Below are 13,180 nucleotides of genomic sequence, written 5' to 3'. Positions count from 1 at the left end.
TGGCTCACCGGCCACCGCCGGTGATCCGGCCGGCGGCGAGCTTGCCGGAGATGAGCACCATCGGCACCCCCACGCCGGGCTGGGTGCCGGAGCCGACGAAGACCACGTTGGGCAGCGTCCGGTGCAGGTTGGCCGGGCGGAACGGGCCGGTCTGAAAGAGGCTGTGCGCGGCGGCAAACGGCGTGCCGGCGGCCATGCCCTGCTCGGCCCACTCGGCCGGGGTGATCGTCCGGAGCACCTCGACGCCCGCGCCGAAACCGACGTAGCCGCGCTCCTCCAGGGTGGCGACGAGCTGGTCGGCGTACCGGCGGCTGAGGTCGCCGCGCCAGTCGAGCGGCGCCCGGTCGAGGTTGGGCACCGGCGCGAGCACGTAGTAGGTGTGCCGCCCGGCCGGCGCCACCGACGGGTCGGTCCGGCTCGGGTTGGTGACCAGCAGGGACGGGTCGCTCATCAGCTTGCCGCGCCGGATCACCTCGTCGAAGGTGCCCCGCCAGGCGCGTCCGAAGTGGATGTTGTGGTGGGCGATCCTCGTGTACCCCTGGGTTGAACCGACGTGCAGCACCACGCAGGAGGGCGAGTAGCTGAGCCGGCGCTGCCGGGCCGGCGGCAGCAGGTCGCGGTAGGCCACCGGCAGGTCGGGGTTGAGCACCACCACGTCGGCCGGGACCAGCTCGCCGTCGGTGGTCAGCACCCCGGTCGCCCGCCCGCCCACGGTCTCCACCCGGCTGACCGTGGTGCCGTACCGGATCTGCACGCCGTGCTTCTCCGCCGCGCCGGCCATCGCCCGGGAGACCGCGTGGATGCCGCCGCGCGGGAAGTAGACCCCGGCCACCGAGTCGAGGTACGCGATGACCACGTAGATGGCCAGCGCGTCGTGCGGGGCGAGCCCGGCGTACATCGCCTGGAAGGAGAAGATCCGTCGGGTGCGGGGGTCCCGGAAGAACTGGTCGATCTTGGTCTGCAGTCGCCGGAACGCGCCGCCGGCCAGCAGCTTCAGCAGATTGCCGGTGAGCAGGTCGGTCGGCGCGTCCAGGTTGCGCTCGATGAAGTCGGCCCGCTCCAGCTGCCACAGCCGCCGGGCGTAGTCGACGAAGCGCAGATAGCCGTCGGCCTCGCGGGGGCCGCAGACCCGGGAGATCTCGGCGGCCATCCGGGTGGTGTCGGTGATGACGTCCAGGGTCGAGCCGTCCGGGTAGTACGCCCGGTAGGCCGGGTCGAGGGGGGTGAGGTCGAGCCAGTCGGCCAGCTCCTCGCCGACCGCGCCGAGCGCCTCGGCGATCAGGTCGGGCATGGTGAGCACGGTCGGCCCGGTGTCGAACTCGTAGCCGTCGACGCCGAGCCGGCCGGCCCGGCCGCCCGGCACCGGCTCGCGTTCCAGCACGGTCACCTGCCGGCCGCTGCCGGCCAGGTGCAGCGCGCAGGCCAGCCCGCCGAGGCCGGCCCCGACCACCACCACCCGGTCGGTGGGTCCGCTCACGGTCCGCACGCGATCGCCTCCTCCACGAAGTCGCCCATCATGCCCGCCGGTGGGTGGCGGCGCCGGCGAGCCCGGTGAGCGCGGTCCGCGCCGCCTCGTCGATCGACGCGTCGCCGAGCGCGGCGAGCGCCTCGGCGACCCGGTTGGCGATCATCCGCTCGACCCGGTCGACCGCGCCGGTGTCGGCCACCAACTCGGCCAGCCGGGCAACCTCCCGGTCGCCGGTGCCCGCGCCCGCCCGGTCCAGCGCCCGGCGCTGGGTCGGGGTGGCGAGCTGCCGGGCCAGCAGCAGCAGCACCGTCGGCTTGCCGGCGCGCAGGTCGTCGCCGGCCGGCTTGCCGGTGGTGGTCGGGTCGCCGTAGACGCCGAGCAGGTCGTCGCGGAGCTGGAACGCCTCGCCGACGGCCAGGCCGTAGCGGGTGTAGGCGGCGACCAGCGCGGCGTCGGCCCCGGCGCCGGCCAGGTGGGCGCCGAAGAGCAGCGGCCGCTGCACCGTGTAGCTGGCGGTCTTGTAGCGGGCGACCCGCAGCGCCCGGTCGACCGACCAGTCCGCCGCGTCGTTCTCGCCGAGCACGTCGAGGTACTGCCCGGCCACGGTCTCCACCCGCATCTGGTCGTAGCAGCGGCGAACCTCGAACAGTCGGGCCGGCGGCAGGGCCGCGCGGGAGAGCAGTTGGTCGGCCCAGACCATGCAGAGGTCGCCGATCAGCACCGCGACCGCCGCGCCGAACCGGCGTGGGTCGCCCCGGTGGCCGGCGGCGACATGCTGGGCGGCCAGCGCCACGTGCGCGGTGGGCCGGCCGCGCCGGGTCGTTGAGGCGTCCATCAGGTCGTCGTGCACCAGCGCGAAGGTGTGCAGCAGCTCCAGGGCGGCGAGCGCCGGCAGCACCGGCGGCAGCGGCTCGGCACCGTCGGTCGCCCCGCGCCAGCCCCAGTAGGCGAACGTCGGACGGATCCGCTTGCCGCCGGCGAGCACGCAGTCCCGCGCGGTGGCGGCGAACCCGCCCATCGCCGCGTCGATCGCGGCCAGCGCGTCGACCTCGGCGGCCAGGAAGGCGGCGAGGGTGTCGTCCACCGCCGTGATCAGCTCGCAGGTGTACGCGGCCAGGACCGCGCGGACCGGGTCGTCCCCGCCGGCCGGTTCTGCCGGCGCGGTGCGGAGCGCATTACCCGCGGGTGCCTCGTTGGCCATGCGGCTGAGCGTACCCTAGGGTTGTGAGTTGCGTCGATTGGTGCGTCGATTTCTGAGGAGGGCCGGTGGACTTCGATCTCACCGCTGCCTACGAGCGTTGCCGTGAGCTGCACAGACGCCACGGTCGCACCTACTATCTCGCCACCCGCCTGCTGCCGGAGTGGAAACGGCGGCACGTTCACGCCCTCTACGGCTTCACCCGCTACGCGGACGAGATCGTCGACCGCACCGAGGACCTGCCGACGTCCGCGCGGGCGGCCCGGCTGGACGACTGGGCCGGCCGCTTCCTCGCCGGCCTGCACGGCGAGCCGGTCGACGACCCGCTGCTCCCCGCCGTGCTGCACACCATCGCCGTGTTCGACCTCGACCGGGACGACTTCGCGTCGTTCCTCAAGAGCATGGCGATGGACCTTACGGTCACCTCGTACCGCAGCTACGACCAGCTGCTCGACTACATGGAAGGCTCGGCGGCGGTCATCGGCACCATGATGCTGCCGATCCTGGGCAGCTCCGATCCGGCCGCCGCCCGGGAGCCGGCCCGCCAGCTCGGCCTCGCCTTCCAGCTCACCAACTTCGTCCGCGACGTCGGCGAGGACCTGGACCGGGGGCGGACCTACCTGCCGGACGAGGACCTGGACCGGTTCGGGGTGACCCGGCGGGACCTGGTCGAGGCCCGCGCCCGGGGCCGCGCCACGCCGCGCATCCGGGAACTGGTCGCGTACGAGGTGGACCGTGCCCGGGCGCACTACGCCGCCGCGGCTCCCGGGATCACCCTGCTCGCCCCCGGCTCGCAGGCCTGCATGCGCACCGCGTACGCGCTCTACGGCGGGATCCTCGACGAGGTGGCCGCACAGGGCTACGACGTCTTCGCCCGCCGGGCGGTGGTGCCGCGGCGGCGCCGACTCGCGGTGGCCGCCCGCGCACTGCGCACCCCGGCCGGCACCCCGGTGGTCGTCCCCGGGCCGGCCCGCGTCCCGGCCCGGGTCGGCTGAGCGTCCCTTCCCGGGTCGGCCGGGTGCCCGGGTCCGCGTGGCCTGGCGCCCCGGCCCGGGCGGGCCGGGTCAGAGGCAGGTGTGCAGGGCGTCGACGAGGGCCTCGACCCGGTCGTGTTCGGCGAGCCGCGCGGTGGCGTACGCGAAGGTGTAGCCGCGCTCCGGGTCGGCCCAGGCGGAGCTGCCGCCGATCCCGCCCATGCCCCAGCTGCCGTCCTCCTCCCACTGCATGCCCAGCGTCCACCGGGTGTGCCGGCCCAGCACCAGGTCCGGGCCGTCGTACTGCACCCGGGTCGCCTCGGCGATCAGGTCCGGGCTGAACAGCCGGACGCCGTCGAGGACGCCGCCGGCGAGCAGGCCGGCGTAGCAGCGGGCCAGGGCGGCCGCGGTGGCGTGCAGGTTGACCGCGGGCACCTCGGCGGACCGCCAGAGCGGGCTGTTCACCACCGCCAGGTCCCGGCCGCCCGGCGGGTTGTCCACCGCCCGGGCCCGCAGCGATCCCGGCTCGCCCGCCGCCCGGCGCGGCCATTCCGGGTCGCCGTAGGTCAGGTCGGCGCAGCGTCGCTGGTCCGCCTCGCCCAGGCCGAAGCCGAGGTCCAGCCGCCACGGACCGGCGATCTCCTCGGCCAGGAACCGGCCGATCCGCCGCCCGTCCACCCGGCGGACCAGCTCGCCGACCAGGTGCCCGTACGTCCAGGCGTGCTCGCCCGCGACCGTGCCCGGCTCCCACTCCGGTGCGGCGGCGGCCAGGTCGCCGGTGAGCAGCTCCCAGTCGGCGACCGCGTTGGCCGGCCGGGGCACCGGAAACACCGGCAGTCCGGCGGTGTGGCTCAGCACCTGCCGCACGGTGGCCGGGGCGCGGAAGCCGGGCCAGTGCGCGGCGACCGGGTCGTCCAGGTCGAGCCGGCCCCGGTCGACCAGCATCAGCAGGCAGAGCGCGGCCAGCGGCTTGCCGACCGAGTAGACGTTGACCAGGGTGTCCGGCCGCCACGGCCGGCCCGGGGCGCGTTCCCCGCCGACCAGGTCGACCACCGGGCGGCCGTCCGACCAGATGGTCAGGGCGGCCCCGGTCTCCCGGCCGGTGGCGAGGAGGTCGGCGAAGCAGTCGTGGACGGGGGCGAAGCGTGCGCGCATCCGGCCACGGTAGGCGGGCGGGCCGTCGCACCGCCCGGGGATTTCGGTCACTCATTTCGCCGCGGTCGCTGGTCCGCCGGGACGGGCTGGGGGATGCTGACGGGGTGGCGGAGCCGGAGCAGGTGGACGTGGTCGTGGTCGGGCTCGGCGTCGGCGGCGAGGAGGTGGCCGGGCGACTCGCCGAGGCCGGGCTCAGCGTGGTCGGCATCGAGCGGGATCTGGTCGGCGGGGAGTGCCCCTACTGGGGCTGCGTGCCGAGCAAGATGATGATCCGGGCGGCGAACGCGATCGCCGAGGCGCGCCGGATCGACGGGCTCGCCGGGACGGCCCAGGTGCAGCCGGACTGGGCGCCGGTGGCCAAGCGGATCCGCGAGGAGGCCACCGACACCTGGGACGACACGGTCGCGGTGCGGCGCTTCACCGACCGGGGCGGCCGGTTCGTCCGGGGCAGCGGCCGGCTGGACGGCCCGGGCCGGGTCCGGGTCGGCGAGCAGGTCTTCCAGGCCCGGCACGCGATCGTGCTGGGCACCGGCACCCGCCCCTCGGTGCCGCCGATCGACGGGCTGGCCGACACCCCGTACTGGACCAACCACCAGGCGATCGAGCTGGAGGAGCTGCCGGAGTCGCTGCTGGTGCTCGGCGGCGGGGCGATCGGGCTGGAGCTGTCCCAGGTCTTCGCCCGGTTCGGCGTCCGGGTCACCGTGGTCGAGGCGCTGGACCGGGTGCTCGCCGCCGAGGAGCCGGAGGCGTCCGAGGTGGTCGCCGCGGCGCTGCGCGCGGACGGGGTGGAGATCCACACCGGGGTACGCGCCGAGCGGGTCAGCCACGACGGGCGGAACTTCACCCTGCACGGGGCCGGCGGGGCGGAGTTCACCGCCGAGCGGCTGCTGGTGGTGACCGGCCGCCGCGCCCACCTGGAGGAGCTGGGCCTGGACACGGTCGGGGTGGACACCCACCGGCGGTACCTGCCGGTGGACGACCGGCTGCACGTCACCGAGGGGATCTGGGCGGTCGGCGACGTGACCGGGGAGGGCGCGTTCACCCACGTCGCGATGTACCAGGCGGCGATCGTGGTGGCCGACGTGCTCGACCACTTCCGACGCGCGCAGCCCGGGGCGGACCCGAGCGGCACCGCGAGCGTGGTCGGCGGTGCGATGGGCGCGGTCAGCGCGCTCGGCGCCACCGGGTCGAGCGGGTCGGCCGCCTCGGTTCCCCGGGCCGACTACCGGGCGCTGCCCCGGGTCACCTTCACCGACCCGGAGGTCGGCGCGGTCGGGATCACCGAGCAGCAGGCCCGGGACCGGGGCATCAACGTGCAGGTCGGCGTCACGCCGCTGACGTCCTCGGCGCGGGGCTGGATCCACAAGGTCGGCAACGAGGGGTTCATCAAGCTGGTCGCCGACGCCGACCAGGGCGTGCTGATCGGGGCCACCTCGGCCGGCCCGGCCGGTGGCGAGGTGCTCTCCGGGCTGGTGGTGGCGGTGCACGCGGCGGTGCCGCTCAGCCAGCTCCGGCACATGATCTACGCGTACCCGACCTTCCATCGGGCGATCGAGGACGCGTTGCGCAAGCTGTCGTAGCTCGGCTGACGTCGTCGAGTCATCGCACGGCAGAGGGCTGTTCAGTTCTTGCAACGTGACGACGTAGGATTGCGGCCGTGACGAAACGGCTGACCGAGGTGGCTCGCAAGGCGGGCGTCAGCGAGGCCACTGTGAGCCGGGTGCTCAACGGCCGCGGTGGTGTCTCCGAGGCGACCCGCACCGCGGTGCTCACCGCGCTGGACGTGCTCGGCTACGAGCGCCCGACCAAGCTGCGCGGCGAGCGCGCCCGGCTGGTCGGCCTGGTCCTCCCCGAACTGCAGAACCCGATCTTCCCGGCGCTCGCCGAGGTGGTCACCGGCTCGCTCGCCCAGCGGGGCTTCACGCCGGCGCTCTGCGCCCGCACCATCGGCGGCGTCTCCGAGTCCGACTACGTGGAGATGCTGCTGGACCACCGGGTCAGCGGGGTCATCTTCGCCGGTGGCTCGTACGCGCTGGCGGACGCGCCGCACGAGCACTATCGCCGGCTGACTGACCGGGGGCTGCCCGTGGTGCTGGTCAACGCGGGCGTCGACGAGCTGGGCTTCCCGCGGGTGTCCACGGACGACGCGGTGGCGGTGGAGCAGGCGTACGGACACCTGCGCTCGCTCGGGCACGAGCGGATCGGGATGGTGCTCGGCCCGGAGGGGCACGTGCCGTCCCGACGCAAGCTGGACGCGATGGTGCAGGCCGCGGGCTGGACCGGCGACACGGAGTACGTCGAGCGTTCCAGCTTCTCGATGGAAGGGGCGCGGGTCGCCGCGACCAAGTTGGTCGAGCGGGGCGTGACCGGCATCATCTGCGCCAGCGATGTGTTGGCCCTGGGCACCATCCGGGCCGCCCGGCGGCTGGGGCGTACGGTGCCGACCGAGGTGTCGGTGGTCGGGTTCGACGACTCCGCGTTCATGACCTGCACCGACCCGCCGTTGACCACGGTGCGGCAGCCGATCGAGACGATGGGGCAGGCCGCGGTGGACCTGCTGGTCACCCAGATCGAGGGGGCCGGCGTGCTGCACGACGAGTTGCTGTTCGAGCCCGAACTGGTGGTCCGCGGTTCCACCGCGCCCGCCCCCGGCCGCTGACCCGGGCCACCCCGGCCGGTCGCCCGCCGGCCACCGTGCCCGCCGCCGACCATCGCGGCGGAGGCTGACCGACGGTCCGGCCACCGGCCGCCTCGCTGGTTGAACGACGCTCCGGCCGCCGACCGCTCCTCGCGGTCGGCGGCCTTTCGTCGTTCCCCGAGTGGAGCGGCGACCAGGGGTGGCGCGCTCGGTCGAGCCGCCGCCTCCAAAAGGCGCGCAAAGGCCCAGATTCCGGTCGCCTTCCAGGAGCTGTTCACATCTCTCGCCCGAAAGTCGCATCCTTTCAAAACAGGGTCGGAATCTTGCCGTAATGAGTCCTCCTCGCTACAGTGACTCCACTCACACCTGGCCCCGGCGTAGCTACGGAGGGTCAGGTTGCGGGGCGGATACAGAGCAGTAGCAGCGCATCGTCGCGGTGGCGATCACCGCAGGTCAGCGAAGGTCATGCAGACACCCGTTCCCGAAGGGATGGACAGATGTCCGTACCGCAGTACCGGAAGGCTGCGGCGTTAGCGCTCGTGGCCGGCCTGGGGCTCAGCCTCACGGCATGCTCCACCAAGAGCGACGACGACGACTCGAACGCCGGCGGCAAGGTCACCATCACGGTCGACTGTCAGCCGGTCGGCTCCCAGAAGGAGCTGTTGCAGAACTGGAACGCCGATGTCGTGGAGTTCCAGCGGCAGAACCCGGACATCGTCATCAAGAGCGTGAGCGTCGGCGAGCAGTGCAACAACCCGCCGGACTTCACCGCCCGGCTGGCCGGCGGCACCGTGACCGACGTCTTCTACGGGTACATGACCGACCTCCAGCAGGTGCTGGACTCCGGTCAGGCGATGGACATCACCGAGTTCGCCAACAAGGAGACGGTGCCGACCTGGGACAGCGTCGACCCGGCGCTCAAGGAGGTCTTCAGCGACGGCGGCAAGCTCTACGGCGTCCCGGTGAAGAACTACTCGATGGGCCTGGTCTACAACAAGGTCCTGTTCCAGCAGGCGGGGCTCGACGTGAACAACCCGCCCAAGACGTGGCCCGAGGTCCGGGCGGCGGCCAAGAAGATCTCCGCGCTCGGCAACGGCATCGCCGGTTACGCCGAATACAGCGCCGGCAACACCGGAGGCTGGCACTTCACCTCGCTGCTCTACTCCCAGGGCGGCCAGGTGCTGACCCCGGACGGCAAGAAGGCCGACTTCAACAACGCGATGGGCAAGCAGGTCCTGCAGAACCTCAAGGACATGCGGTACGGCGACAACAGCATGGGTAGCCGCCAGTTGCTGCAGTGGGGCGACCTGCTGACCAACGCCGCCGCGGGCAAGGTGGGCATGTTCATCGGCGCGCCGGACACCACCCAGGCGATCGTCAGCCAGTTCCAGGGCAAGTTCCAGGACTGGGCGATGGGCCCGCTGCCCGGCCAGGACGGCCCGGCGAAGGCGACGCTCGGTGGCGGCGAGGGCTACTTCTTCAAGAAGGGCCTCTCTCCCGAGCAGGTCAAGGCCGGTCTGAAGTGGATCGCGTACCAGAAGCTGACGCCGGGCAAGGGCCAGTTCGACTACGTCCGGGCCAAGCCGCAGAACTACCCGGTCGGCCTGCCCCAACCGCTGCTCTTCGCCAACGGCAGTGAGGCGCAGAAGCAGGAGCTCGAGCTGCGCAAGGCGAACGCGAACGTCGACACCGCGAACTTCGCGGTCTTCGAGGCGAACCCGGTCCCGATCAAGGGCGAACCACGCAACGCGCAGGCGATCTACGCGGTGCTCGACGCGGCGATGTCCGGGGTCCTGACGAACCCGAACGCGAACATCGACGCGCTCCTCAAGACGGCCGAAGACAAGGTCAACCAGCTTCTCGCCGCCGAGAGCTGACCCGACGGGTGGGGGCCGGCGCGCCGGCCCCCACCCCAGCGCGCCGCACCGTCCGGTCACCGACTTCGCAGGAGTTGTCTTGGCGATCACCACCCTCCCGGGGACCACCAGGAAGACGCGTCGCCCGCCGTCCCCGGCAGGGCCGCAGCGTACGAGCCTCGGCCGCAAGGTACGGGACAACCTGACCGGGCACGCGTTCCTGATCGGTGCGGTGCTCTGCTTCGCCGTCTTCTCCTGGTACCCGATGGTCCGCGGCGTCGTGATGAGCTTCCAGCGCACCCGGCGCGGCGAGACCACCTGGGTGGGCTGGGACAACTACGTCCGCATCCTCGACGACCCCAGCTTCTGGACGGCCTGGCGGAACACGTTCTACTTCACGGTCCTCGCGCTCGTCCTCGGGTACGCCGTCCCGTTCTTCGTGGCGATCCTGCTCAACGAGTTCCGCCACGCCAAGGGGTACCTGCGGATCCTGGTCTACCTGCCGGTGATGCTGCCGCCGGCCTCGGCGCTCTTCCTCTTCAAGTTCTACGCGTACGACCCGAGTGAGGCGGGACTCTTCAACGCGATCCTCAAGGCCCTGCACCTGCCGACATCGCAGTGGATGCAGTCCCCCGAGATGACGATGCCGGCGATGGTGATCGCGTCGACCTGGATGAACATGGGCAGCGCGGTGCTGATCTACCTGGCGGCGCTGCAGAACATCCCCGGCGAGCTCTACGAGGCGGCCGAGCTCGACGGCGCCGGGATCTGGCGGCGGATCCGGCACGTGACCATCCCGCAGACCCGGCTGATCCTCCTGCTGCTGGCGATGCTGCAGATCGTCGCCACCATGCAGCTCTTCATCGAACCACTGATCCTGGCCAACGGCGCGGGCGCGGAGGACTCGGCGACCTCGGTCGCGTACCTCATCTACCAGCACGGGTTCTTCCAGAACGACCTCAACGGCGCCGCGGCGCTCGGCGTGATCATGCTCGTGGTGCTGGCCGCCTTCTCCGCCGTCTACGTGCGGTTGACCGCGAATCAGGACTAGGACGGACGAGGAATGGCACAGGACTCCGGGACCCGGACGCTCATCTCCCACGCCCAGCTCCGGCGGGGACGCGGCAGGGTGATCTACTGGGCGCTGCTCACCGTCGTCGTGGTGGTGTTCACGCTCGTCTTCCTCGGGCCGCTCTACTGGATGGTCACCGGCGCGCTCAAGTCCGGCCAGGAGATCGCGCAGACCCCGCCGTCGCTGTTCCCGAAGGATCCCCAGCCGCAGAACTACGTCGACGCGTGGAACAACCTGGACCTCGCCAAGTTGCTGTTCAACACCTTCTACTACGCGGCCGGCGCGGTGCTGTTCCAACTCGTCCTCGACACCGCCGCGGCGTACTCCCTGTCGAAGCTTCGACCGATCCTCGGCAACGTGATCCTCGGCCTGATGCTGGCGACCCTGATGATCCCGGCGATGGTGCTCATCGTCCCGCAGTACGTGACCGTGATCGACCTGCCGATCCTGCACCTCAACCTGCTCGACTCGCCGTTCGCGATCTGGCTGCCCCTGGTCGCGAACGCGTTCAACATCTTCCTGCTGAAGCGGTTCTTCGACTCGATTCCGGAGGACCTGATGGCGGCGGCCCTCATGGACGGGGCGACGCCGCTGCGCACGCTCTGGTCGATCATCCTGCCGATGTCGCGCCCCATCCTCGGCGTGGTCTCGATCTTCGCGGTGACCGCGGTGTGGAAGGACTTCCTCTGGCCGAAGCTGGTCATGCCGTCGCCCGAGACCCGGACGGTCAGTGTCGGGATCTACGCCTTCTCGGGCGGTACGCCGATGAACGTGGTGGTCGCCGCTTCGGTCATCGCCGCGATCCCGACCGTCATCGTCTTCCTGATCTTCCAGCGGAACATCATGTCCGGCCTGACCACCGGCAGCCTGAAGGGATGACCCGACGATGCGGACGTTGAGCGGCGCGGCCGCGGGCGGGCTCGATGAAGGGCCGAGCGCGCCGGCGTACCACCAGCGCGACCTTCGCGGCGAACGACGACCGTTCGCCCGACACATCCAGGTCCGGCGAACCCGCCGACGTACCGACGCAGAAAGCAGGTGCTCGTGTCCACAGTAGACGACCTTCGGTGGTGGCGCGGCGCGGTGATTTACCAGATCTACCCGCGCAGCTTCGCCGACGCCGACGGTGACGGGATCGGTGACCTCGCGGGTATCCGGCAGCGCCTGGCGTACCTCGCCGGCCTCGGCGTGGACGCGATCTGGTTCAGCCCCTGGTATCCGTCCCCGATGGCCGACGCCGGCTACGACGTGGCCGACTACCGCGACATCGACCCGGTCTTCGGCACGCTGGCCGAGGCGGAGGCGCTGATCGCGGAGGCACACGCGCTGGGCATCAGGACCATCGTCGACGTGGTGCCGAACCACTGTTCGGACGCGCACCCGTGGTTCCAGGCGGCACTGGCCAGCCCGAACGCCCCCGAGCGGGAGCTGTTCTGGTTCCGTCCGGGCCGCGGCGCGGACGGCTCCGGCAAGCCCACCGACTGGGTCTCCCCGTTCGGCGGCGACACCTGGACCCGCACCACCAACCCGGACGGCACGCCGGGGGACTGGTACCTGCACCTCTTCGCGCCCGAGCAGCCGGACTTCAACTGGGACCACCCCCGGGTGCGCGCCGAGTTCGAGGACATCCTGCGGTTCTGGCTCGACCGGGGCGTGGACGGCATCCGGATCGACTCCGCGGCGATGCTGGCCAAGAACCCGACGCTGCCCGAGGCGACGCCGGACGGGCCGAACCCGTTCGTCGACGTGGACGCGGTGCACGAGATCTACCGGAGCTGGCGGCGGATCACCGACGGCTACCCCGGCGAGCGGGCGCTGATCGGCGAGGTGTGGCTCCCCGACCACCAGCGGTTCGCCAACTACCTGCGCCCGGACGAACTGCACGCCGCGTTCAACTTCGACTTCCTCGGCTGCGCCTGGGACGCGGACGCCCTGCGCGCCTGCATCGACACGACGCTGGCCGCGCACGCCCTGGTGGACGCCCCGGCCACCTGGGTGCTCTCCAACCACGACGTCACCCGGCACGTCACCCGGTACGGCCGGGAGGACACCACGTTCAGCTTCGCGGCCAAGCGGGAGGGGATCGCCACCGACCTGGAACTGGGCACCCGGCGGGCCCGGGCGGCGGCGCTGCTCTCCCTCTCCCTGCCCGGCGCCGCTTACGTCTACCAGGGCGAGGAGCTGGGGCTCTGGGAGGTCGAGGACATCCCGCGCGAGCTGCGGCAGGACCCGATGTTCTTCCGCTCCGGCGGGATCGACCCCGGCCGGGACGGCTGCCGCGTCCCGATCCCCTGGTCCGGCGAGACACCGCCGTTCGGCTTCAGCCCGGACGACGCCACGGCGGCCCCCTGGCTGCCCCAACCGGCCGACTGGAAGGACCGCACCGCCCGCGCCCAGACCGGCGACGAGCGCTCGATGCTCGAGCTGTACCGGTCCGCGATCGCCATCCGCCGGGCCGACCCGGCGCTCGGCGACGGCGAGATGACCTGGCTGCCGGCCCCGGCCGGGGTGCTTGCCTACCACCGCCCGCCCGGCTTCACCTGCCTGGTCAACCTCTCCGACGCGGCGGTGCCGCTGCCCCCGCACACCGGGCGGCTGCTGGCCAGTGGCCCGCTCGACGACGACCTGCTCCCGCCGGACACCGCCGTCTGGCTGCGTACCGCCGAACCGACCGCGGCCGGACCCGAACCGGCCTGACCACCCGCGGTGCCGGCGGCCCCGTCCCGGCCGCCGGCACCGCGCCCACCCCGCCGGCCCCCACCGGCCCGCACCCGAGAAGGAGGTACGTCGCCCCAGCGCCACCGCACCGCACGGGGGAT

The 13,180-nt window shown here is 72.3% G+C and carries 10 protein-coding genes; 7 read left to right on the top strand and 3 right to left on the bottom strand.

The features are described from left to right. Positions 1 to 4: 4 nt before the first annotated feature. Together crtI and ACVCAH_RS05160 are read right to left on the bottom strand one after the other, a co-directional pair. A complete protein-coding gene (crtI, locus tag ACVCAH_RS05165; RefSeq protein ID WP_447134872.1) occupies positions 5 to 1,486 on the bottom strand; it encodes a phytoene desaturase family protein in 1,482 nt (493 codons plus the stop codon). 28 nt (positions 1,487 to 1,514) lie between these two features. Further along, the gene (locus tag ACVCAH_RS05160) at positions 1,515 to 2,669 is read right to left on the bottom strand and encodes a polyprenyl synthetase family protein (protein ID WP_447134871.1); all 1,155 of its coding nucleotides are present in this window, start codon (positions 2,667 to 2,669) and stop codon (positions 1,515 to 1,517) included. Positions 2,670 to 2,734: 65 nt separating this feature from the next. Here ACVCAH_RS05160 and ACVCAH_RS05155 point away from each other — a divergent pair, with 65 nt between their 5' ends. After that, on the top strand, positions 2,735 to 3,661 hold the full coding sequence (locus tag ACVCAH_RS05155) for a phytoene/squalene synthase family protein (protein ID WP_447134870.1): 927 nt from the start codon (positions 2,735 to 2,737) through the stop codon (positions 3,659 to 3,661). Positions 3,662 to 3,730: 69 nt separating this feature from the next. Here the strand turns inward: ACVCAH_RS05155 and ACVCAH_RS05150 are convergent, their stop codons facing one another. Continuing rightward, positions 3,731 to 4,795: a serine hydrolase domain-containing protein gene (locus ACVCAH_RS05150; RefSeq protein ID WP_447134869.1), complete on the bottom strand. Its 1,065-nt coding sequence runs from the start codon at positions 4,793 to 4,795 to the stop codon at positions 3,731 to 3,733. Between the two features lie 104 nt (positions 4,796 to 4,899). On the opposite strand from ACVCAH_RS05150, the gene ACVCAH_RS05145 reads away from it, so the two are divergent. The 6 genes from ACVCAH_RS05145 to ACVCAH_RS05120 all read left to right on the top strand — a co-directional run bounded on the left by ACVCAH_RS05145 (position 4,900) and on the right by ACVCAH_RS05120 (position 13,058). Beyond that, the gene (locus ACVCAH_RS05145; protein ID WP_447134868.1) at positions 4,900 to 6,375 is read left to right on the top strand and encodes a dihydrolipoyl dehydrogenase family protein; all 1,476 of its coding nucleotides are present in this window, start codon (positions 4,900 to 4,902) and stop codon (positions 6,373 to 6,375) included. Positions 6,376 to 6,452: 77 nt separating this feature from the next. Then, complete coding sequence (locus ACVCAH_RS05140; protein WP_447134867.1) at positions 6,453 to 7,454, top strand: LacI family DNA-binding transcriptional regulator; 1,002 nt, start codon at positions 6,453 to 6,455, stop codon at positions 7,452 to 7,454. Positions 7,455 to 7,930: 476 nt separating this feature from the next. Next, complete coding sequence (locus ACVCAH_RS05135) at positions 7,931 to 9,310, top strand: ABC transporter substrate-binding protein (RefSeq protein ID WP_447134866.1); 1,380 nt, start codon at positions 7,931 to 7,933, stop codon at positions 9,308 to 9,310. Positions 9,311 to 9,389: 79 nt separating this feature from the next. After that, entirely contained in the window at positions 9,390 to 10,340 is a 951-nt protein-coding gene (locus ACVCAH_RS05130) for a carbohydrate ABC transporter permease (RefSeq protein ID WP_447134865.1), read from the top strand. A gap of 12 nt (positions 10,341 to 10,352) precedes the next feature. Beyond that, a complete protein-coding gene (locus tag ACVCAH_RS05125; RefSeq protein WP_447134864.1) occupies positions 10,353 to 11,240 on the top strand; it encodes a carbohydrate ABC transporter permease in 888 nt (295 codons plus the stop codon). Positions 11,241 to 11,405: 165 nt separating this feature from the next. Then, entirely contained in the window at positions 11,406 to 13,058 is a 1,653-nt protein-coding gene (locus ACVCAH_RS05120) for a glycoside hydrolase family 13 protein (protein ID WP_447134863.1), read from the top strand. Positions 13,059 to 13,180: the final 122 nt, after the last annotated feature.

The organism is Micromonospora sp. LZ34, assembly GCF_052981855.1.
The sequence above is the reverse complement of the archived record's forward strand: the minus strand, read 5'-3'. Positions and strand labels throughout refer to the sequence as shown.

Coding starts and splice junctions, on each gene's coding strand:
- ACVCAH_RS05125 (WP_447134864.1), top strand. CDS start 10,353: ATGGCACAGGACTCCGGGACCCGGACGCTCATCTCCCACGCCCAGCTC.
- ACVCAH_RS05160 (WP_447134871.1), bottom strand. CDS start 2,669: ATGGCCAACGAGGCACCCGCGGGTAATGCGCTCCGCACCGCGCCGGCA.
- ACVCAH_RS05150 (WP_447134869.1), bottom strand. CDS start 4,795: ATGCGCGCACGCTTCGCCCCCGTCCACGACTGCTTCGCCGACCTCCTC.
- ACVCAH_RS05135 (WP_447134866.1), top strand. CDS start 7,931: ATGTCCGTACCGCAGTACCGGAAGGCTGCGGCGTTAGCGCTCGTGGCC.